The following is a 22463-nucleotide window of genomic DNA, read 5'->3' as shown; positions in this document are numbered from 1 at the left end:
ATGGATCTTTACATGATATGAGGAGTGGAGGGTGCCGATTCCTGAGACTTAATATCAAATTGAATAGAGGTTCCTGCATGCAGGGAGCTTTCCAGTGTAACTCGGCAATTCTCCTCATAAGTGAGCAGTAATCTGCGAATCACATTTTCCAGACCAGAGTAACGCTGAACCGACGCGGGTCTAGGGATCGAGCCGTCGGATGCAATGAACTCGCGGAATTCTTCGAGCACGTGAGGCGCCATGCCAACTCCGTTGTCTCTGACAACGATTCTCAATTGATCGTCAAGCAAACGTGCTTCTACATCAATGATGCCTTTTCCCAGATTGGGCTCAACGCCATGAAAATAAGCATTTTCAACCAAAGGTTGAATAGTTAATTTTGGAATAAGCATCTGATGGATAGATGGGGGGACATCCCAATTCACTTCGATCCGATCACCATGGCGTTCATTTTGAATATGGACGAAGGAATGAACTAATTGCAGTTCCTCGTAGAGGGGAACCATGCGTTCTCTCCCGGAGAGTGAAGCTCGCAATAAATCTGACAAGTTGCCGATGACAGAGCGTATGCGCGTCTGGCCTTCTTGTTCGGCCAAGCTGTCAATGCAGGATAAGGTGTTATACAGAAAATGCGGATTGATTTGGGCTTGCAGCTGGATAAGTTCGGCTTCCTTCTCTCTAAGCTCAACTTCTTGCTTCTTGATCAAATCCTCGGTTAATTGTTTTAATTTGCGGATCGACAGATTATAGCGTTCTACAAGGATGGTTAGCTCTTTGGGAATGCCGGTGGGTTCCAAAGGGCTGAAATCCCCTTTACCGAGCAGATTCAAGGCTCGATTAATTTTTTGGAGCGGCTTAAGAATGTAAGAGCTTAGCAGCATGGCAACTAGCAAAACGATAAGCAGCGAAAGGGTGCCAATCAGAAAAAGCGGCTTGAGAATTCCGGCGGCGCCTTGATGAATAATCGTCTCAGGAAGCAGGCCGATGGTTGTCCATCCGGTGAGCTTGGACGTTTGGGCAGCATAAATATGTTGTTCCCCTAAGTAGTGGACAGAGTGGCTGCTTTTCTTTTGGATGTCCTGGACCATAGCGCTGTCCAGCTGCTGACCAATATAGCGGGAATCAGGATGATAAACGATCCGGTTCTCGGCATCGATAGCCAAGTAAAAGCTGGCATCGCTGGAACCGTTATTTTCGAATAAGGAATTGATGACTTTGGTTTCATAATCCAATCGAATGATGCCAGACCAAGTGCGGTAAGGACCGCTGAAAAGGGCGCGTGTTACAGAGAAAACGGGTGTTCCGTTCACATAGCTTTGAGGCTCGGGACCGGTTAGGAAAGCATCATAATAGTGCTGGGCTTTTTGATAAAAAGGGGTCTGCACATATGGGAAGTCCGTTTTGATCGCAGAAGATGTGAATTCGTGTATGATGCCGCCATCACTAGTTATTACGAACAATCCGGCGATTCCTTGTCTCCAACCGAGTACATTGTTAATGCTTTGGGAGAGATGCAAATATTCATTCGTATGTTGATTCCATTCATTTGGGGGTGATTTCAACAGGTTTTGCATGTCCTCATTCAGCCACAGACTGATGAGAGAGCTATTGCTTTCTGAGTACAGTTTATCCATGTCGCCACTTAATTTTTGAACCAAATCATCCATGTGCTTGAAAGATTCTTCCTCAAAGTTCTTGGAATAGTTATGATAGACATACACGCTGGAGATCATAAGCGGAATTAGCACCAAAATGCTGAAGGTTACAAAGATTCGTTGGGTTAACGATTTGGATGAAAATCGGGTCCGGATGGTTGGACCAATGACATGGCTGTTCATTTCAGGGCCTCCTGATTCGGTGTTGGTCCTTTAAGCTTTGCACGCTTTTTAGGGAAAAGGGGATTTCTATGACGATCAACATACTAATTGTAGAAGATGAGAAGCTGTTTCGGGAAAGTTTGATACGCAGACTGCAGCTTTTTCATGATTTGGAAGTAACCGCTACAGCGGAAAATGGGATTGAAGCACAGCTGCTTATGGAAAAACAGAAATTTGACTTGATCTTGTGTGATATCCGCATGCCAGGCATGGACGGCTTAGTGTTCCTGGAACAGATTCGCAAAGACTACGGGCAGCTGCCTGTTGTGTTTATTTCCGGCTATGCTGATTTTGATTATGCGCGCAGAGCTTTGCAATTGCAAGCCTCTGATTTTCTTACCAAACCTCTGAATGATGAACAATTAAAACAAACGATTGAGCGTATGAAAGCATTGATTGCTAAACAAGAGGAAGATAGCCAGCATGCGGCAAGGACCACGGCAGCCAAGCCGGAATCGGTTTCTTTTGTGGAATTGACGCAAGCTTGGATCATGCAGCATCTCAAAGAATCTTCCCTGGATAAATTAGCTGACTATACACGCATGCACCCCGCTGCGTTTAGCCGTAAATTCAAGCAAGAAGCTGGCGTCAGCTTCATTCAATTTCTGACTCAAGTCAGATTGGAGGAAGCCAAACGGCTGCTTTCGGATCCTTTTATCAAAATTTATGAGGTAGCGGAAGCGGTTGGGTACTTGGATACTAGGCATTTTACAGAAGTGTTTAAGAAATATGAGGGCAAAGCCCCGAATGAATATCGGATGCTGAAAGTCGGAGAAGCGAGCGACGGCTCATGTTAAAAAAAACGGCATGAATGCAAAAAATGACGCAATGTTCGATGTTGGCGCTTTCATATAGACTTATGAATGTAGGCCAATGATATTAGGGGGATATAGAAATGAGAATGATGAAAACGATTTTGCCCGTACTTGCAGCGTTAACTGTATTGGCAGGATGCAGTGAGAAGAGCGCCTCGCCGCCAAAGGCTGAAAAAGCTGGTACAGAACCAGTGAAATTAAGCATGTGGGTGAGAACGCCGGAAACGTTGGATTTAATTAAGAAATCAGCCGAAGCTTTTCATCAAAAATACACAAATATTAGCATTGAAGTCGTTAATTATGCGCCAGAACAATATTCGGCTGCGATTCAGGCGGCTGTTTCCGGAGATTCCCTGCCGGATATTTTTCAATATCATAACTCCCTGACTCTCTCTGCTCTAGACAAGTTGAATCTCATTCAACCTATTCCGTTCACGGATGATTTCAAACAGAAATTTGATCCAGGTACTTGGCTGGAAGGAAGCACAACATTAAGCGGCAAAGTGTATGCATGGCCGGATCGTTCTTTTGTTCGTGGCCCTGTCATCTTGTTTTACAATAAAAAGCTGCTCGCTGACGCCGGTCTGGCCGGCAAAACGCCAGCTACTTGGGATGATCTGATTGCACAAGCGAAGCAAGTGAAAGAGCATAGTGCAACACTCGTGCCTATTGTCAGCGGATTAAAAGCGCCATGGGCTGCAGGAAGAATCGTTGCTCAATTAGCAACGACGACAGGCAAAGCAGGACTTGCTTCGGAGGTGTATCCGGACAAGCAGTTTGATTGGAAAACAGGTTCAACGTACCAAGCGGAGCCGACTTTGGAAAGTATCCAATTCCTCAAACAATTGATAATAGGGAATTTAATGAGTGCAGATTCCATCATCAAGGATCCCCCACAGGCGAACGCAGACTTCGGAGATGGCAAATCTGCTTATATGATTAACGGCCATTGGTTTGTGAAAACGCTGCTGGACAACTATAAAAATTTGGATTTCGGTGTTACTACTTTGCCGTCCAAAAGCGGTGTTTTACCTTATTTCGGAGTTAACGGCGGCTCTGCGAATGGTTATCTCATTTCCAAAAAGAGCAAGCATACGAATGAAGCGGCAAAATGGTTTGAATTTTTAACAGAAAACTATTACCCGGAGCTGCTTAAGCAATCCATTGATCTTACGCCGATTCAATCGCTGAATAGCGCAAGCAATGTGGATATGAAACCTCAGTTTAAAGAACTGATTCAGATTATGAACCAAACGGTTAGAGTCCAGCCGACGCCTGCTTTGATTAATTCGGTGGAGCTGGAAACGACGAATAAGCTGCTTTCTGTTTCTTCCAAACTTCCTATCGGCAATATCGCGCAAGCCTACTTGGCAGGAGGTTCGCAGGACGTCAAAGCGGCCGTGGATAATTTCGTGAAAGAGCAGGAGAATGCATTCAGCAATGCCCTCAAAGCGGTAGAAGGATCCAGCAAGGATCGTTGGACTTTCCCGGACTGGACTGTGGATCAAAATTATTTGGCCGAAAAATATAAAAATAAGAAATAAAGGAGCTCGCTTTCGGCCCCTTTGCGGGGCTGGAAGCGTTTCAAGGGAGTGGAGCAGCCATGCAAAGCAAGTCGTTGTATCAGGTTCGAAATGAACCCTTAGGAACACTCGGGATGTCCCGTACTGCCAAGCGGAAGCTATGGGCATACGTGTTCATTTTTCCTCAGCTAATCCTTTTTCTAGTATTTACGATCTATCCGATTGCCATGAGCTATGTGTATTCGATGTTTGAATGGAGCGGGCTTGGTCCTTTGGAAAATTTTGCGGGCTTGAGGAACTTTAGGGAGCTTATCGCGGAACCTAACTTCTGGAACGCATTTCGAAACAGCTTTATTTTTATGAGTGGAACGGTCATTCTTCAATTGCCGTTTGCTTTGGTGCTTGCGATTATCCTGAATGGGAAATTGAAGGGAAAGACCTTCTACAGGACGATTTATTTCCTGCCCGTGGTGACAACAACGGCTGTGGTAGGCGCTGTCATGCAAAATATTTTTGCCACAGACAGTGGGTTGGTGAACCATCTTTTATTAAAAATAAGCTTGATCGGTGAGGCGATTCCTTGGTTGGGGAATGGCAGCTACGCGCTGGCGGTGTTAATTTTCGTCAGTTCCTGGAAATGGTTCGGTGTGAAAATGATCTATTGGCTTGCCGGTCTTCAATCGATCCCGCAAGAGGTCTACGAAGCAGCGACGATTGATGGAGCGGGGAACTGGAAAGCTTTTCGATTTATTACACTTCCACTGCTCATGCCTGTAGCGGCCGTCATTCTTCTATTATCTGTTGTCGATGGATTGCACGCATTCGATCTCGTGAAGGTCATGACGAACGGGGGACCAGGGGTAGCTACCGAAATGGTTGATTTGTACATCTACCGTTTTGCTTTCAGCGGTGTAGGAAGCGGGCTGCCGCAGATCGGTTATGCCTCCGCAGCTGGCATTTTCTTCGGAATTACCGTTTTTGTCATCTCGATCGTGCTGGGGCTTTTGGTGAAATGGACGAATGGGAGGAACGGATAATGGGCCGGAATTTGCGAGCGGTTGTACCGCACATTGTGTTGATGGGCATAGGATTGATTTGGATTTATCCGTTCTTTTGGATGCTGGCCTCTTCTTTCAAAACGAATCAGGAATATTTAGGCCAGGGCTTGAAGCTGCTTCCGGAATCGATGCAATGGGAGAACTACACGCGTGCGTGGGAGGTAGCTAATTTTTCCACTTATTTTGCAAACTCCGTTGTATTAACGGTCTCTACGGTCATCATCGTTGTCGTTGTCTGTTCGATGACAGGCTATGCGCTGGGCAGAGTGGATTTCTTCGGTAAAAATGTGCTGATCGCAATTATAACGGCAACTTTGTTTATTCCCAAGGGCTATACGATTATTCCTGTCTATCAGGTTGTGAAGGGACTGGGGCTTCTTAACACCATGCCTGGCGTCATTCTGGCTGAAGCAGGCGGGGCTCATGTCTTGTTCATTTTATTGTTTACAACGTATTTCAAAGGGCTGCCCAAGGAATTGGAGGAATCGTCTGAGATGGACGGATCCGGTTTTCTTCGCACCTTTTGGTCTGTCATGCTGCCGCTCAGCAAGCCGATTATTGCGACCGTTGTCGTTATGCAATTCATGTGGACGTGGAATTCGTTTTTTACTCCGCTCGTTTTCACTTTAAACAATCCAGGTCTGAGAACCTTGAGCGTAGGTATTTTCTCTTTCATCGGAGAGCACTCAGCTGATTATACAGGCATGGCTGCAGCGGCATGTATCTCCATTATTCCGATTATTCTTGTCTTTATTTTATTGCAAAAATATTTCGTGGATGGAATTGCAGGCGCTATCAAAGGATAGAAATGATGCAATTCTAAAACAGCAGGATACTGTGAATAATTTCCAGCTCGCCGGTTTCGAAAAAGCTGCATAAGTGCAGGCTTTTTCGATCAAATCGTGTGAAAACGAGAGAAAACCTGCGATTATGCAGGCTTTATAAGCTTTTCCGTTCTGGAATCGAAAAAGGGTCGAGAAAGGATGCATATTCGCAGGCTTTTTGCGATTATGTTGATTCCGAAGAAGAAAAGGATGCATAATCGCAGGAATTAGCCGAAATATACGGAAGGTCTGAGGCTAGTCTGCCAGTATAAGCAAACTCATGCAACTCAAGCCAACCTACCATGAAAGTGTGTATAAACAGAAGGTTTAACAAACTAAAAAGATTTATGGGACAGCCGCTTTTTCAGACAAGTAAAATGTAAGCGTTTTAGTGAGGTTGATTTTGTGAGGGGGGTGATGTGGGATCTAATAGGGAAGTCGATAGAGGAAGACGGATCGTTCGAGATGGAAACTGAGGCAGTGCTGCATGTCTATCAACTAATTTCAATTAAAAGAGGAGTGTTATGATGACTGTTTATCAAGAAACGAACTATGCAAGGAAAATTATCATGGCTTTATTGTCCATGTTATTGCTTCTGGGTTCGCTGCTTATTGCGCAAAAGGCCAATGCGGCACCTGCAGACATTACGAATAACTCGAATTGGAACGATACGGATGGCAATCCGATTTGGGCTCAAGGTGGGTACATCATACAGCAAGGGAATACCTTTTATTGGTATGGCATGGATTACTCCGTTTCAGGTGTGAAGAACGTGAACCTATACACGTCCACAGATATGAAAACATGGGCAAACCATGGGAATGTGGTGAATTTATCCTCGATTCCGGGATATGCCGGCACGCATTGGATTGGCAGACCTGTGGTGGCTTATAACAGTTCAACGGCTAAATATGTCATGCTGTTAGAGTGGAATAACAGCGATGGCAATGGTCGTAATAAGCTGACCTATTTCACGAGCTCATCCATCACCGGGCCATATACGTATGAACGGTTTGATGCTTACCCTAGCGGGAGCTCTATGGGCGATCTTGGATCTATTTTCCAAGACGATGATGGCAGCACATACATTACGTATACAAGTGATAATCCTGGGACCAATGGTGCCATTCAGATCAGCAAGCTGGCATCCGACTATTTAAGCATCGCCGCCAATACGAAGTGGCTGCCTTCCACTTATCCGAATAAGGAGGCTTCAACGTTAATTAAACGGGGTTCCCAGTATCTGTTGTTTACTTCAGCAACGAACGGCTGGTACTCAAGTCAGACTTATTGTTCCACGGCAGCGAGCTTATCAGGCACATGGTCAACGGCAAGTGTTTGTTCTACGAGTCCAAGCACGACCAACTCTTTTGACACGCAGGTAGATCAGGTACTGCCGATTGTAGGGACATCAGGAACTATATATGTGTACTTGGGTGATCGTTGGAACAACAAAGGGGGAAGTACGGGCGTTGGAAGAAATCAGTGGTATCCCATTTCGTTCGACGGTGCTGGGATACCAACCATTAACGGATATGGACAATGGCGCATAGATACGGTAACAGGCACGTGGAGTCCAATCGTTGACGTCGATGTTACGAAAACATATTCAATCGGCAATCGAAATAGCGGTAAAGTTTTAGGTATTGTAGGCGATTCTACGGCAGATGGCGGAAAGATTGAACAGCGGTCTTACTCTGCAGCAGCGAGTCAAACATGGCAATTTATTAACGCTGGTTCAGGGTTATATAAGATTAAAAACGTGAATAGCGGAAAACTCATGGATATTACAGGAGCTTCTGTGGCGGATGGCGCGCAAAATATTCAATGGACAGCGAATAACGGGACGAATCAACTCTGGCAGCTGATCTCTGTCGGCAGTGGTTATTTTAAAATCAAAAATCAAAACAGCGGTAAATTTCTGGGGATCAGCGCAGGATCAACGGCGGATGGCGGATTAAATATCCAATGGGCGGACACCGGTTCTTTAAATCAAAACTGGAGCTTTACAGAAAGATAACGTTCAAGAGTCCTGACCATCTTTCAATAAGGTGGTCAGGTTTTTCCGTGTTAATCTCAACGGCTGCTGCCAGGTTCAAATCTAACATAATGACAATAGGGGACAACATGTTGCTATTGGCAAAAACTCAGATAGACGGATAAGATAGACACATTGGGAGGCGATGATACGATGAAGAAACCTAATATATTGCTAATAACGAGTGATCAACAGCATTGGAACACGATTGGAGCTTTTAATCATGAAGTTTCTACCCCTAATTTGGATCGTTTGGTTCGTGAAGGCACAACGTTCAATCGGGCTTACTGCCCGAATCCGACCTGTACCCCGACACGAGCGTCTATTATAACGGGAATGTATCCGAGTCAGCACGGGGCATGGACCCTTGGAACCAAGCTTCTTGAGGATCGCCATGTGGTGACAGAGGATTTCCGTGAGGGTGGCTATCAATCCGCATTAATCGGCAAAGCCCATTTCCAGCAGTTGCAATCAACCGAAGAATATCCGTCTCTTGAATCGTATCCGATTATGCAGGACTTGGAATTTTGGCGAAACTATAAAGAGTCGTTCTATGGCTTCGACCATGTCGAACTCGCCAGAAATCATACGAACGAAGCACATGTTGGACAGCACTACGCGTTATGGCTGGAGGAAAAAGGCTGTCTGAATTGGCGGGATTATTTCTTGCCGCCAACAGGGACAATGGATAGCTCCACGACGTATAAATGGCCAATCCCGGAAGAATTTCACTATAATACTTGGATTGCGGAACGTTCCAACGCTATGCTGGAGACTTACAAAGAGCAGGATGAGAGCTTCTTCCTCTGGAGCAGCTTCTTCGATCCGCATCCGGAATATTTGGTTCCCGAGCCTTGGGATACGATGTATGATCCGTCCAAGCTGACGATTCCTGCTGTGACGCCGGGAGAACATGACAACAATCCGCCGCATTTTGGATTAACGCAGGAAGACGATCCGGACTTTTCTTATTTGCAGGAGCCAGGTGGAAATAATGCTCATGGATATCATTCACATCATTATTACGGCTATGGGGATAAGTTCCGCTTGACCGAAGAGCATAAGGCGAAGCAGGTAGCGGTGTATTATGGCATGATCAGTTTGATGGACAAGTATATCGGCAATATTTTGGATAAGCTCGATGAGCTTGGACTTGCTGAGAATACGATCGTGATCTTTACAACAGATCATGGGCATTTCTTTGGGCAGCATGGTTTGCAGGCAAAAGGCGGCTTTCATTACGAAGATCTCATTAAGCTTCCTTTTATCGTTCGTTACCCTGGTCACATTCCGCAAGGCAAAGAGAGCTCATCGATTCAATCCTTGGTTGATTTGGCTCCGACTTTCCTTTCTTTCTGTGACATTCCTATCCCAAGGACGATGACAGGCGTCGATCAGAGAGAGGTCTGGCTAGGTACGAAAGAAAGTGCGCGAGACCACGCCTTATGCGAGTTTCATCATCAGCCAACGACAATTCACCAGAAAACGTATGTGAATGAGAGATACAAGATCACCGTTTATTATAATCAAACATACGGAGAAATCTTCGATCTTCAGAACGATCCCGGAGAAATCAACAATTTATGGGATCAGAAGGAATTTGCAGATCTGAAATCCGAGTTATTGCTGAAATACGCTTGGGCGGAGCTTGGCAAGGAACCGATGCCTATGCCGAGAGTTTGCGGAGCTTAATTGGGGATTAAATAAAGTGAACAAGCTGCTGAGTGTTGCCGGCGCTTGTTCTTTTTTGCCAGAAAGTATAAGGTGCCCGAAATTGTCTTTCTATTTGGTTATAAAATCTGCCTCTAAACGCGGTCGCTCCCCTTCGCATAGCCGCTAGAGGTGTGGAAGGGATTGTTGCAGCATCATGCAGGAATATGTATGAGTATGCGGATTTCTGGTACTCGATTCTTCAAAGGCAGAATAAAGCAAAGCCGACTTATCATATTGGACCTAAACTGATAGCAGATCTGGGCCTTTCCCCCTCTTTATTTTGGGCCACCATGAAGTGAATGAAGCCATTCACCGCATTCTTGACTTATTTAAGAGACATAAGCCCGATTCCTTGAGAGAGCAAAGCTTGTTATTTGATTTATTTTGGAAGATGAAGATATGTACAGAAACGGGAGCAAGTTTGATAAGAAGCAATTGGCTTGAGAATATGAAGAACTACTTGGATTTGCATTTTACGGAGAACATACGCATTGAGGATGCATCCCGCCAGGTAGGTATACATCGTTCTCATGTAGCATTCGTCAAAAAGTTTGGCTGTTCACCTCAGTGCTATTTGCAAAAGCTAAGAATGGACAAAGGCGCTCGTTTGCTGCGAGAGAGTGACCTGTCTGTGACCGAAATCGCCTTATCGCTCGGTTATCCAGAGCTGTATTCGTTTACCCGAGCGTTCACGAAGTTTCGCCGAAGGCATACCGAGTTAACTGATATCCCGAGCGTATCCAGCGCTTGACGAAGGAATAAGCTGGGGGGCGGAACGGGACACCTACGGGCATCTTGCAGCTCCGCGTGTTTCAGGATTGTGCTTCGAGGAGTCAGAAGCCTGCAAAAATGCAGGTATTTTCGGCGAAATCGTATAAAAATCCGAAATGCCTGCGATAATGCAGGTATTTTGGATTTTTTCGCCTTGCCATCAGGAAATGGCCTCAAAAGGATGCATAATGGCAGGAATTTACTGCTGAAGGCGGTAGAGGCGAGAAAAAGGATGCATAATCGCAGGTTTGTAGAAAGCATTGTTGCAATACATAGGAAAAACGCCTCCATCCCCACTTGGTTAGTGGTGTTGGAGGCGTTTTTTTTGCATGGTATGAGGGACTTGTGCTTACAATTTCACCCAAGCTACCAATCCGTCGGGCTGGTCTGGATTCATGCCTTGGCGCTCGGCGCTGGTCAACGCAACGATTTGGGGAATGAACATAAAGGGAATACCTTGTGCAGCGATATCTAACGGGTTATCTGAGATCACGGCAAGATCGACATGCTCGGTGGAGATGAGATCAGCTCGATCGGCGAATGCGATAATCGTTGCACCTCTTTGTTTGATATCGCGCATCAAATTGTTCTGATGTTCGGTGCCATTGCCGGTTATCGCTGCGATAACGAGTGTATCCGGTCCGATGGTTACCATCGGGCCATGACGAACATCCAACAGATGATGGGAATTGGCTTGAACTTTGGCGATCTCCGTTAGGGCAATCGCCCCTTCGGACGCGAGTCCATACAACTCTCCATCGGCAAGTACGACAGCGTTAGTCCAGGAAAAATCGGCTGTTGTGCGGATATCCTGCTCGACTCGTGTCATAAAGGCTTCGCCTTGCTGGATCGCTGTTTGAATATCCGCGATGACGGCTTCGTCGTTGCTGAGGAAGGCGGCCAATAATAGATTGGCGGTATAAAGATTAGTTACAGTTCGTGTCTGGCATACACTGTGATCGAAAGCCCAAGGCAATTCCAGCGAAAAGTCAGCCTGCTGGGAAAGTGGTGAATTCGTCACACATGAAAGAGCGAGCACAGGAATAGGGGAAGCCTGTTGAATGAGACGAACGGCTTCGACAATTTCGCTCGTGCTGCCGGACCGTGAGGGTGCAATTAATAAAGTGCCTGCTAATAAAGCGCGATATCGCTCCGGATTTAACATAAGGTCGCCTCCCGCCAAGGCGCTTGAAGGAAGACCGGTCCGCAACCGGAAGGAAAATGCAGCGGATTCGCTCAAGCAGTAGCTGGAGCCACAGCCAATGAAGGTGACGGATTGTGCCTGCGCAAAAGCAGTAACTTCCGCTCTTTGAGCTAGCATGTAATCGTACGTTTGCTGCAAAGCTGTATACTGCTGTTTAATTTCACGATAGGTTAAACTCATGAATGATAACCTCCTTAAATATGGATCTGCCACATAAGCTTAAATCATATTTTGTACTTTTTCAATCACAATTTGATTTTTACAATCAAATTTGAGTGTAATCATTCAGTTTACTGCGTGTTTTTAGCAAATTAATGATTTTAAATACTTTTACAATCAAAAAAAAGATTGAAAAAATCATAAACTGAGATTATGATGATCAATAATACGGCATGGCAATCATTTCACATATCATTATGTTCAGTATGCCAGTTGTTTGGCGAAACCCAGAAGGAGGAACTCATTATGCCACTTATTTCATCGACTCACATGCTTCAAATTGCCCGCAAAAACAAGTATGCCATCGGTGCGTTCAACGTACACACACTTGAAATGCTTCAAGCTGTCATTGAAGCAGCCGTGGAAACGCAATCCCCGCTAATTATTCAATCAACGGTTGGTACTGTTAAACATTTAGGTCCCGATTATTTAGCAGCTGCGGCTACGGTTGCCGCGAATCGCACAGGGCTGCCGATTGCTCTGCATTTGGACCATTGCACAGATTTCCAGCTCATCGTTCAATGTATTCGGGCGGGCTATACGTCAGTTATGATTGATGCTTCCATGTATCCGTTCGAAGAGAATGTGGAGCGCACGCGCAAAGTGATGGAAGTCGCCCTTGCCGCTGGTGTAAATGTGGAAGCTGAGCTTGGCAAGGTTGGAGGCGTTGAGGATGACATCGTTGTAGACGAACGTGATGCGCTTTTGGCGGATCCGGAAGAGTGCAGCCAATTTATTGAGCGTACGGGCGTGTTAACCTTGGCTCCAGCGATTGGTACTGCTCATGGCATTTATAAAGGGGAACCGAATATTGATTTTGCCCGGATTGCGCAAATTGCCGATCGCGTCGCAGCTCCATTGGTTTTGCATGGGGGATCGGGTATTCCTGCTGAACAGGTAAGAAGAGCGGTTGCGCTGGGAATGGCCAAAATGAATATTGCCACAGAACTACGTATTGCTTTCACGGATGCGATAAAACAAGTGTTCACGGCGAATCCGGAGGAAAATGATCCTCGGAAATATATGGTTCCAGCGAAAGAGGCGGCAAAGCGCCTGGCCATTGAGAAGATGCAGCTGTGCGGGTGTGTGGGCAAAGCCGGCGAAGTTCGATGATTACCACGGTTACACTGAATGCAGCCATCGACAAAACGTACTATGTCAATTCCTTTCGAATAGGTGAAGTACAGCGTGTTGGTAGGCAAATCGCAGAACCGGGTGGGAAAGGCAATAATGTCGCCAAAGTGATTCGACTGCTAGGCGGAGATGTCACGGCTTCCGGAATTGTTGCTGGCAGCAGTGGTTCTTTTATTGAGGAAAACTTGAAGGAGCGGGGCATCGAAACTTCTTTCGTTCGTGTGCCGGGGGAATCCCGTGTTTGTTTGAATATCCTCGAGGAGTCTAACCGCAAATCGACGGAACTGCTGGAAGCTGGTCCTGAAATCAATGGGATTCACATCGCGGAGATGAAAGAAGTTGTACACAGGCTGGCGCTGCGATCTACCGTTGTCGTACTCTCTGGGAGCTTGCCGCCAGGTGCCCCTGCCGATTTGTACGTGGAACTTATACACGTTATTCGATCTACGCAAGCACGCGTATATTTAGACACGAGTGGAGCTGCTTTGAGCAGCGGACTGTTGGCGTGCCCGCATTTTGTGAAGCCAAACGAGCAAGAGTTGGCTCAGTGGATGGGGCGGGAGCGATGGGGGGACGCGGATTGGGTGGAAGCAGCGGAGAAATTAGCTGGTGTTGGGATCGAGCAAGTATGCGTTACTTTGGGCAGCCGAGGGGCGATTGCCTTCATAGGAGGCGAAGGATATCTGGTTTCGCCCCCTTTGATTAAAGCGGTCAATACGGTTGGCTGCGGCGATTCATTCGTTGCGGGTATGGCTTTTGCGGACGATCGGGGAGATACACCTGCCGAAAGATTGCGCATTGCTGCGGCAGCCGCCGCTGCTAACGCGATGTCGGATAAAGCTGGTCATGTCGACTATTCGCTTTTCCAAGCATATATGGAGCAAGTGAAGGTCATTACTTTGTAAGCTGTAATCGTGGTATTTCTGCAGGCTACTTGCAATCTTGCTCTTTGTCCTCCAAAATTAGGAATAGCAGGGAAGACGGCGCTGATAGCGTCAAAGGAGAGACATATGGAATATTCAAAGAGCGAGTTGCGCAGGTCGAAACTTCTGGAGCTCATTAAATTGCACGGCAAAATATCGGTTCAGGAAATTATTGAAGCTATCGGCTGCTCGGAAGCTACGGCCAGACGTGATTTGGACTTGTTAGAGAAATCAGGGCCCATCATTCGCACCATTGGAGGAGCAATCTACGAAGGAGCTATCCTGCAATCTGCTGTTGAATTGCCGTTTGCGGATAAGCGTTTTTTTCAGCAGCAAGGGAAAGAACGAATTGCCGAAGCCGCAGCGAATTTGGTGGAAGAAGGGGACATTGTCTGCCTGACTGGGGGAACGACAACGTTTTTCATCGCTAGAGCCTTGAAAAAGCATCGCCATATTACGATCGTTACGAATGCCGTGAACATTGCCGCTGAGCTAGCGGATGCCGACGGTGTGCAAGTTGTTGTGATTGGCGGCGTTATGCGGGCGAAAAGCTATGAACTGAGCGGACCGCTGGCGGAAAGTGTCATTGATAAAATAAACGTCACGAAGATGTTTCTTGGGGTAGACGGGGTGTCTTTGGAGCATGGATTTACGATGCATTCCGAGCTCGAAGCCCGAATTGCTCAATTGTTGATCGAACGATCCAGACAAGTGTATGCTGTTTTCGATCAGAGCAAGCTTGAAAAAAGCGCTCTGTTCACCATTATCCCCCTCCACCAAGCAACGGGGGTTATTATGAATGAACAGCCGGAAGGCTGGTTCGCGCAAGCTTGCGAAGAGCGGCATGTTGCGATACATACAGCGGTACCTGTTGCTGAGTGAGGTATAAAGGATCTAAGGACCTGACCATTATCTAAGGACCTAGCCATCACTTAAGGACCTAGCCATTTGTGGCTGGGTCCTTTTGGTCTGAGGAAGTAGGCACGAGCCTGCCTTTTTGGCAGGCTCAGAAGCAAGAAAGCCGCCGCCCCGCCCCGAGTCGGCGAAAAAGGCAGTCTCAGCGCGCGAAAAGGCGGAATCCGCGCGAAGGGCAAGCCGAGCCTGCCTTTTTGGCAGGCTCAGAAGCAGAAAAGCTGCCGCCTCGCCCTGAGCCGGCGAAAAAGACAGTCTCAGCGCGCGAAAAGGCAGAATCCGCGCGAAGGGCAAGCCGAGCCTGCCAAAAAGGCAGGCTCGGAAGCAAGAAAGCCGTCGCCCCGCCCCGAGCCGGCGAAAAAGGCAGTCTCAGCGCGCGAAAAGGCAGAATCCGCGCGAAGGGCAAGCCGAGCCTGCCAAAAAGGCAGGCTCGTAAGCAGAAAAGCCGCCAACCGGCCCCGAGCCGGCGAAAAAGGCAGTCTCTCAGCGCGCGAAAAGGCAGAATCCGCGCGAAGGGCAAGCCGAGCCTGCCAAAAAGGCAGGCTCATAAGCAAGCAAGCCGCCATCTCGGCCCGAGCCGGCGAAAAAGGCAGGCTCGTAAGCAGAAAAGCCGCCAACCCGCCAACCCGCCAACCCGCCCCGAGCCGGCGAAAAAAGCAGTCTCAGCGCGTGAAAAGGCAGTCTCACTCGCCCAAGCGCGGCAGATCAATATTCCATGTGCCCGAACACAAGTGTTCCGAGCACAAGAAACCTAAAAGGACCGCAAGGGAGAACCCTTGCGATCCTTTACTGTGGATCCTTCACTGTGGATCCTTCACTGTGGATCCTCCACTATGGCACACGCCAATCACTCGATTGGCGGAAGATGGGCTCGAACGGCAGCAATATTTTGATTGGCAGCGGGTAGGGGAACTGTATGCACTGCAGTACGGTTCGGGCAGCGACAATCCCAATTTCGAAGGTTGGGATATGAATGGTTGAGAGCGGAGGCACCGTGTAACGGGACGGCTCGTTGTCATCGAAGCCCACAATCGCGAAATCTTGAGGAGTGCGGAAGCCCTTCTCCGAGATCGCGCGCATAGCAGCCATCGCCATGATGTCGCTTGCTGCAAACACAGCGGTCGGGAGCTTGCCGTGATGATCCTCGATGTACTTCAAAACAAGACGATAGGCTTTGTCGGGTTCCCATTCGGCATTCAATACATGCTGGGGGTCGATGGCGATGCCAGATTGCTCTAAGGCAGCCTGATACCCGCGGTATCTTTTCTCCCGATGGAATTGACCGGATAAGCCAGTGCCGCCGATAAACAAAATATCGCGGTGCCCTTGATCGATAAGATGCTGGACTGCAATCCGCGCGGCTTCAACGCGGTCATAGGTAATCGTTGGGATCGTAGGATCGGAGACATCGATCCCGACGACGTGTTTTACATGTTTTTTCAAATAGGTGTACAGCTTGCTCTCAATGCCTTCGATGACGATGATGCCTTCCACTTGATTCTCATTCGTAATTTGATGCAAAATTTCGGGTCTTTTCAGATCTTCTTGCGTATGCGTGAAGGCAATTTTGTACCCGTTGCGGGACAGTTCCTTCTCAATCCCATCGAAGATCACCGAGAAGTAAGGGTGGTAATGCCGATCCTGCATGGTGGAGACGACACACCCAATGCCTTTGGTTACCGGGTTTGCCTCGTGCGATGCGGGTTTAATTACGTACCCGAGCTCCCGGGCTGTATCCCAGATCTTTTGCTTCGTTTCACTGTTCACAGCACGATTGGAATCATTGGCCAGGATGCGGGAGACGGTGGAAATCGAGACGCCTACGCGTTCGGCTATATCTTTTAATGTGGGCATGACACAACCTGCCTTCAGTTTCATATAGGATAAATAATTTGCCGCAAATTCTTACTCTCTATGTTAAGTAAAAAAAATCCTAAGGTCAACTCGAAAAACGATGAAAATATTTGAAAATTAAATAATAATTTGCCGCAAATTATTGAAAATTATTTATTGACTGGTTCCACATTTTAGGTTATATTTTTAGTATTAACGAGAGGATACAACCTAATACATCGTTTTTGAGGGGGATAAGCATGAATTTATCGAGAAAAGGTGCAATTTTATCAATTTTTTGCATTATTTTTGCAACTGTTGGTTGTACCAGTGGTAATGAACCTGATGCAACAGCACCTGCAACAACAGATGGTCACGTTAAGCTTACTTTCTGGAGTCACCAAGAAGATGCGATGGTAGGCGCCTATAAGAAGCAGATTGACAATTATCGCGCTTTGCATCCGAATGTCGAGATCGACTATCAATCTTTCCCTTATGATATCTACAATCCCAAACTGAAAGCCGCCTACTCGGCCAAAAATCCTCCTGATATCGCAGAAGTGTTCGGCACATGGGTTCCAGAGTATTCCCAAAACGGATTGCTCGCCGAAATACCTGATAGCGAAAATGTGAAAAAAGCCTATTATGATGCCCCGATCGGCGGTTATACGCTGAATAATAAGCTGTACGGTTTGCCGCTGGAATATAACATTGAAAATGGCGGAATGCTGATACACCCGCAAATGCTGAAAGACAAAGGCATTGCTGCTCCGCCAGCGACATGGGCTGAATTGGTTGAAGATGCGAAGAAGCTAACGATTCGAGATAGCAATGGGATTAAAGTAAAAGGCTTTGATTTCGTATCGAGCGACAATATTACGTTCACCTTCCTATCGTTGATTTTGCAGCAAAAAGGTACTTATTGGGGGGAGAAAGACCATGTGAACTTCCAAACGCCGGAAGCTTTGAAAGCGATGTCAACTTTGAAAAGCCTAGTGGCAGATGATAAAGTAGCTGACCTCACGACGTTTGGCGGCGAGCTCGACACATCGGATTATTTTTACCGAGGAAATTCAGCTATGACATATCGTGGGCCTTGGACCATTGCAGCGGGGCTTAATAATTATAAAGTCAACGACTTTGAATATGTGTCCGTTCCTTCCTTCACAACTAATCCACCAACGTTCGCAGCGGAGTCTGGCTGGGGTGTGGTCGTTTCCCAGAAGAGCAAGCAGCGCCAGGCTGCCCTTGATTTCATTCAATTCATGTCACAGAAGGATAATCTGCGCACCTGGAACCTAGACACCTTCACCGTTCCCGCCAAAAAAGAGGTAGCCGAAGATCCGGAATTCCTGAAAGCGAATCCTTATATGAAGACTTCCTTAAGCGTTCTGTCCTTAGGTCAATGGATCGGTCCCATAGCGGATCGCGACTTTTTCTTTAAGCAGGTGAATGATAATTTTCAAGTCATTGCAGCGGGGCAAGTGAGTGTCGAAGAGGGGCTCAAAAAGATAGAAAAAGCGGTTAACGATAGTCAGGATCAACACAAGTGATCGGAGTGTTTGAGCATGAACAAAAGTGCAGTATCTATCGGAAGCAAGAAAGCTAAATCAGATCAGAATCTCGTGGAATACAAGGGTGAAAGAAAATTCGTGCTTTTCTCGCTTATTCCCATCTTGTTGTTGTTTGGTGTATTTGCTTTTATTCCCATTGGATGGAGCTTGGGGTTGTCTGTATTCAAATATAATCCGCTTAGTGCGAGTGCGCTGTTCGTAGGCGCAGACAACTATATTCGCATGCTGGGTGATGCCGTATTTCTCAAGTCGCTTTGGGTAACGTTTAAATTCGTAACGATAGCCGTGCTTGCCAACATCGTGATCACCTTGCTCATTGCAATGGCTATCCAGCGTGTCAGAGTTCGTTGGTTAAAAGATTTATTTCGAACGGTGTTTTTTCTACCGACGATTGCTCCGCTCGCAGGGACTGCCATCGTATGGAGCACGATGTTTAACTACCATAACGGCTTGTTCAATCTGCTGCTCTCCAAGCTTCATATCGCACCGATCCAATGGCTGAGCGATCCGCATTATGCGCTTTTCTCGGTTATCATGATGACTTTGTGGGCGGATATTGGCTATAACGTCGTTCTTTTCATGGCAGGACTGGATTCGATTCCGGATTTGTACTATGAAGCGGCTATATTAGACGGCGCAAACCGTTGGCACCTGTTCCGGCATGTGACAGTACCGCTGCTTCGCAGAACGACGTTGTTCGTCTCGGTGACAACCGTCGTCTCGTACTTCCAAGCTTTTCCCCAGTTCCAGATCATGACGAAGGGGGAGCCTTTTAATGAAACGCGGGTTCTGGCCCTGCACATTTACGAGCAAGCTTTTTCCAATTCCAACATGGGCTACGCCTCGGCAATGGCTACCGTATTCCTCATCATCATTTTATTGGTTACGCTGCTGCAGTTAAAATGGGGACGCACCCAATGGGAATATTGACAGGAGGCTTAAACACATGCAACGCAGAAGTGTCTGGTTCGATGGCGTCATCATAGCTGTCATTAGTGTGCTTGCCTGCATCATGCTCATGCCCTATGTATGGATGGTGCTTTCATCGCTGAAGAGCAATATGGAAATTGTGGCGGGTTCAGGCGGTTTCTTTCCGCAGCATCCCAGCTTGGATGGTTATCGTACCGTTCTGAAGGATACGCCATTTATGAAATGGCTGCTGAATAGTGCGTTCACCTCGGTTGTTATTACGGCTGTGACGCTGTTTACAAGTGCGCTGTCGGGCTACATTTTTGCCAAGCATCAATTCAGAGGGAAGAAGCTGCTGTTCATTCTGATTTTGGCAACGATGATGATTCCTTTCCAAGTGATTATGATTCCGACTTATTTAATTACGGCGAAGCTTGGACTAATCAATCATTTGTTCGCGATCATTTTGCCCAACTTAGTCAGCTCATACGGCGTATTTCTCGCCAAGCAATTTATCGAGGAAATTCCGCAAGATCTTCTGGATGCAGCGCGAATAGACGGGGCTGGCGAGCTTAAATTAATGCTTCGCATCATTGCGCCGCTTATTCTTCCGATGCTTTCGGCTTTAGGGATATTCACGTTCATGAATTCATGGAACAATTATTTGTGGCCGCTGATTGTGTTGAATGATACGAGTAAAATGACGGTCCCTTTGGCCCTGGTTTACTTCAACGGCACTCATATGGTTAATTACAACGTTGTGATGTCTGCTGCTGTTCTCATTACAACACCGGTTATTATCGTTTTCTTGATTTTCCAAAAACAATTTATTAAAGGCTTGACGATGACAGGCATGAAATAACATACAAGGAGAACACATATGACAAAAATATCGATTATCGGGGCTGGCAGTACTTTTACACAAGAAATTGTTATGGATATTATGCTGATTCAAGGCATAGAAGGCGGCACAATTGCCTTGGTGGATATTGACGAGAAACGTCTGGAGATCGCCCGCAAGCTGGTGCTCAAAATTATCGAGGTATCCGGGAAAAATTGGGAAGTTATTGCGTCGGTTAATCGCAGAGAAGTTATTGCAGGCTCCCAATTCGTCATTAACCAGATCGAAGTAGGCGGATTGCAAACGGTTCGATATGAATACGAAATTCCTTTGAAATACGGCGTGAATCAATGTATTGGCGATACGATGGGTCCGGGTGGCCTCTTCAAAACGTTGCGAACGCTGCCGAGCTGGATGGCGATTGTTCGCGATATTGAGGACTTGTGCCCAGAGAGCATGATCCTCAATTATACGAATCCGATGTCTGCCGTTACGCTGCTGACCTCCCGCATGACAGAAATTCCTGTGGTTGGGCTTTGTCATTCGATCCAGAATACGTCTCGCCAATTAGCGAAATACGCGGGTGTTCCCTATGAGGAATTGAAATGGAGAGCCGGCGGCATTAATCATATGTCCTGGTTCGTAGAATTGACCCATCAGGGGCAAGATCTATATCCCGTGCTCCGTGAAAAGATTCAGAATCCGGATTTATTGAAGAAAGATCCCGTGCGCTTTGATACGATGAAATATTTGGGGGCTTTCGTTTCGGAATCAAGCGGTCATTTCTCGGAGTACATCCCTTACTACCGCAAACGTCAATCGTTGATTGATCTTCACTGCAATGCTGGCTACAACGGAGCTACAGGCTATTATGCCGATAACTGGCCTACATGGCGTCAAGATAATGACGATAAGATTCAACAACAGCTGGAAGGTACGCTTCCGCTTGAACTGAAGTCCAGCAACGAGTATGCGGCGATTATTATTGAAGCTGTGCTGAAGAACGAATCCAAGGTTATTTATGGCAATGTACCGAATCAAGGCTTAATTCATAATTTGCCGCAAAATGGGGTCGTGGAAGTGGCATGCATGGTTGATCGCAATGGCATCAATCCTTGCCGATTCGGCAGTTTGCCTGAGCATCTGGCAGCGCTTTGTCGGTCCAATATGGCCTTCTTCGATCTCGCTGTGGGCGCTGTGCTGAACAATGATAAAGAAATGGCGAGACATGCGCTCATGGTTGATCCACTTTCTGCTGCTGTATGCTCCTTGGCAGAGATTGGAGATATGTTTGAAGAACTTTACGAAGCGGAGCGGGATTTCATCCCTGTCATGAAATGATGGAAGCTAAGACGAAAAAGCGAAAGGTTGTCGTAGTCGGGGAATTGAATGTGGACATTATTTTGTCCGGAGAAGATGTGGTGCCTCAGTGGAATCGCGAGAAAATGATCAATGGATTTGAAGTCGTTCTCGGTTCCTCCTCGGCAATTACAGCCTGTGCTTTGGCGAGTTTGGGATTGGATGTATGGTTCGTAAGTGTCGTAGGTGATGATGACTTTGGCAAATTGTGCTTAGCGGAGCTGCAGCGAATGGGGGTCAATACGGACCATGTCACTTCCGAGCCAGAGATGAAGACGGGGGTTACCCTTTCGTTCTCAACCCCATCTGATCGAGGTTTGCTAACCTATCCAGGCAGTATTCCTATGCTGACGCCGAAGTATATTCCTGAGCGACTACTGCATGAAGCGTGTCATCTCCATTTCGGTTCCTATTATTTGCAGGACAGTATGAGGCCTCATTGGAATACGCTGTTTGAACGCGCGCGTGCTCAAGGGATTAGCACTTCCTTCGATACGGGATGGGATGTCCGCAATCAATGGGATCGGGAAGGCATTGACCTGCTGCTGGGGCAGACTGATTTGTTCATCCCGAGCGAGGAGGAAGCGCTGCATATTTATTCCTCAGAGAAATTAAGTGAAGTCTGGGAGCAGCTTCCTTCAACACCGGGGATTGTGGCAATTAAGCAAGGCTCTAAAGGGGCATCCCTGCGTAATTTGGATGGACATATCGTGTCGGCCGCTCCTTACCAGGTATCTCCTGTAGATACAACAGGAGCGGGGGATTGCTTCAATGCGGGGATCATTTATGCCTTTTTGCATGGCTATTCGGGAGAAAACCTCCTCCGCTATGCCAATGCCTGCGGAGCGCTGTCAACACTGGGAGTAGGCGGCACGGGAAGCCTCCCTACCGCTGAGGCAGTAGCTCATATGCAAGCTGAGGCGTAAAAGCGCCAA

Annotated in this window: 18 protein-coding genes; 15 read left to right on the top strand and 3 right to left on the bottom strand. The window is 47.0% G+C overall.

The features are described from left to right. Window positions 1–8: 8 nt before the first annotated feature. A complete protein-coding gene (locus HQN90_RS35095; protein ID WP_173227488.1) occupies window positions 9–1838 on the bottom strand; it encodes a cache domain-containing sensor histidine kinase in 1830 nt (609 codons plus the stop codon). 68 nt (window positions 1839–1906) lie between these two features. Here HQN90_RS35095 and HQN90_RS35090 point away from each other — a divergent pair, with 68 nt between their 5' ends. The 7 genes from HQN90_RS35090 (at window position 1907) to HQN90_RS35060 (ending at window position 10600) form a co-directional block, all read left to right on the top strand. Continuing rightward, complete coding sequence (locus HQN90_RS35090) at window positions 1907–2674, top strand: response regulator transcription factor (RefSeq protein WP_173227487.1); 768 nt, start codon at window positions 1907–1909, stop codon at window positions 2672–2674. A gap of 98 nt (window positions 2675–2772) precedes the next feature. Then, window positions 2773–4236, top strand: a complete 1464-nt coding sequence (locus tag HQN90_RS35085; protein WP_173227486.1) for an ABC transporter substrate-binding protein — start codon at window positions 2773–2775, stop codon at window positions 4234–4236. A 59-nt stretch (window positions 4237–4295) separates the two neighbouring features. Further along, entirely contained in the window at window positions 4296–5252 is a 957-nt protein-coding gene (locus tag HQN90_RS35080; protein WP_173227485.1) for a carbohydrate ABC transporter permease, read from the top strand. Next, window positions 5252–6079, top strand: coding sequence for a carbohydrate ABC transporter permease (locus HQN90_RS35075; protein ID WP_173227484.1), 828 nt, complete (start codon window positions 5252–5254; stop codon window positions 6077–6079). Before HQN90_RS35080 ends, HQN90_RS35075 begins: the two co-directional genes overlap by 1 nt. Before the next feature lie 542 nt (window positions 6080–6621). Then, window positions 6622–8118: an RICIN domain-containing protein gene (locus HQN90_RS35070; RefSeq protein WP_173227483.1), complete on the top strand. Its 1497-nt coding sequence runs from the start codon at window positions 6622–6624 to the stop codon at window positions 8116–8118. A 171-nt stretch (window positions 8119–8289) separates the two neighbouring features. Further along, on the top strand, window positions 8290–9828 hold the full coding sequence (locus HQN90_RS35065; protein ID WP_173227482.1) for a sulfatase family protein: 1539 nt from the start codon (window positions 8290–8292) through the stop codon (window positions 9826–9828). A 442-nt stretch (window positions 9829–10270) separates the two neighbouring features. Further along, window positions 10271–10600 carry a helix-turn-helix transcriptional regulator gene (locus HQN90_RS35060; RefSeq protein ID WP_173227481.1) on the top strand — a complete coding sequence of 110 codons (330 nt, stop codon included), beginning with the start codon at window positions 10271–10273 and terminating at the stop codon, window positions 10598–10600. Window positions 10601–10969: 369 nt separating this feature from the next. Here the strand turns inward: HQN90_RS35060 and HQN90_RS35055 are convergent, their stop codons facing one another. Further along, the gene (locus HQN90_RS35055; RefSeq protein WP_173227480.1) at window positions 10970–12004 is read right to left on the bottom strand and encodes an SIS domain-containing protein; all 1035 of its coding nucleotides are present in this window, start codon (window positions 12002–12004) and stop codon (window positions 10970–10972) included. A 285-nt stretch (window positions 12005–12289) separates the two neighbouring features. On the opposite strand from HQN90_RS35055, the gene fba reads away from it, so the two are divergent. The 3 genes from fba (at window position 12290) to HQN90_RS35040 (ending at window position 14982) form a co-directional block, all read left to right on the top strand. Continuing rightward, complete coding sequence (gene fba / locus HQN90_RS35050; RefSeq protein WP_173227479.1) at window positions 12290–13156, top strand: class II fructose-1,6-bisphosphate aldolase; 867 nt, start codon at window positions 12290–12292, stop codon at window positions 13154–13156. After that, window positions 13153–14082 (top strand): 1-phosphofructokinase family hexose kinase, encoded by a 930-nt coding sequence (locus tag HQN90_RS35045; RefSeq protein ID WP_173227478.1) that lies wholly within the window; start codon window positions 13153–13155, stop codon window positions 14080–14082. The genes fba and HQN90_RS35045 overlap by 4 nt, the downstream gene beginning before the upstream one ends. Before the next feature lie 105 nt (window positions 14083–14187). Further along, window positions 14188–14982, top strand: a complete 795-nt coding sequence (locus HQN90_RS35040; RefSeq protein WP_173227477.1) for a DeoR/GlpR family DNA-binding transcription regulator — start codon at window positions 14188–14190, stop codon at window positions 14980–14982. An 861-nt stretch (window positions 14983–15843) separates the two neighbouring features. On the opposite strand, the gene HQN90_RS35035 is transcribed toward HQN90_RS35040, so the two are convergent. Beyond that, the gene (locus HQN90_RS35035; protein ID WP_173227476.1) at window positions 15844–16866 is read right to left on the bottom strand and encodes a LacI family DNA-binding transcriptional regulator; all 1023 of its coding nucleotides are present in this window, start codon (window positions 16864–16866) and stop codon (window positions 15844–15846) included. A gap of 239 nt (window positions 16867–17105) precedes the next feature. Between HQN90_RS35035 and HQN90_RS35030 the strand changes: the two genes are divergently transcribed. From HQN90_RS35030 to HQN90_RS35010, 5 genes are read left to right on the top strand one after another with little or no spacing between them, the layout of a single operon-like run. After that, a complete protein-coding gene (locus tag HQN90_RS35030; protein WP_173227475.1) occupies window positions 17106–18398 on the top strand; it encodes an ABC transporter substrate-binding protein in 1293 nt (430 codons plus the stop codon). 15 nt (window positions 18399–18413) lie between these two features. Next, on the top strand, window positions 18414–19349 hold the full coding sequence (locus tag HQN90_RS35025; RefSeq protein ID WP_173227474.1) for a carbohydrate ABC transporter permease: 936 nt from the start codon (window positions 18414–18416) through the stop codon (window positions 19347–19349). 16 nt (window positions 19350–19365) lie between these two features. Next, complete coding sequence (locus HQN90_RS35020; protein ID WP_173227473.1) at window positions 19366–20190, top strand: carbohydrate ABC transporter permease; 825 nt, start codon at window positions 19366–19368, stop codon at window positions 20188–20190. Window positions 20191–20208: 18 nt separating this feature from the next. Next, entirely contained in the window at window positions 20209–21510 is a 1302-nt protein-coding gene (gene melA / locus HQN90_RS35015; protein WP_173227472.1) for an alpha-galactosidase, read from the top strand. Beyond that, the gene (locus HQN90_RS35010) at window positions 21507–22454 is read left to right on the top strand and encodes a carbohydrate kinase family protein (RefSeq protein ID WP_338042427.1); all 948 of its coding nucleotides are present in this window, start codon (window positions 21507–21509) and stop codon (window positions 22452–22454) included. The genes melA and HQN90_RS35010 overlap by 4 nt, the downstream gene beginning before the upstream one ends. Window positions 22455–22463: the final 9 nt, after the last annotated feature.

This window comes from Paenibacillus alba (genome assembly GCF_013204855.1).
GTDB classification, from domain to species: Bacteria; Bacillota; Bacilli; order Paenibacillales; family NBRC-103111; genus Paenibacillus_E; species Paenibacillus_E alba.
This window is presented reverse-complemented; position numbering and strand designations above follow the sequence as displayed.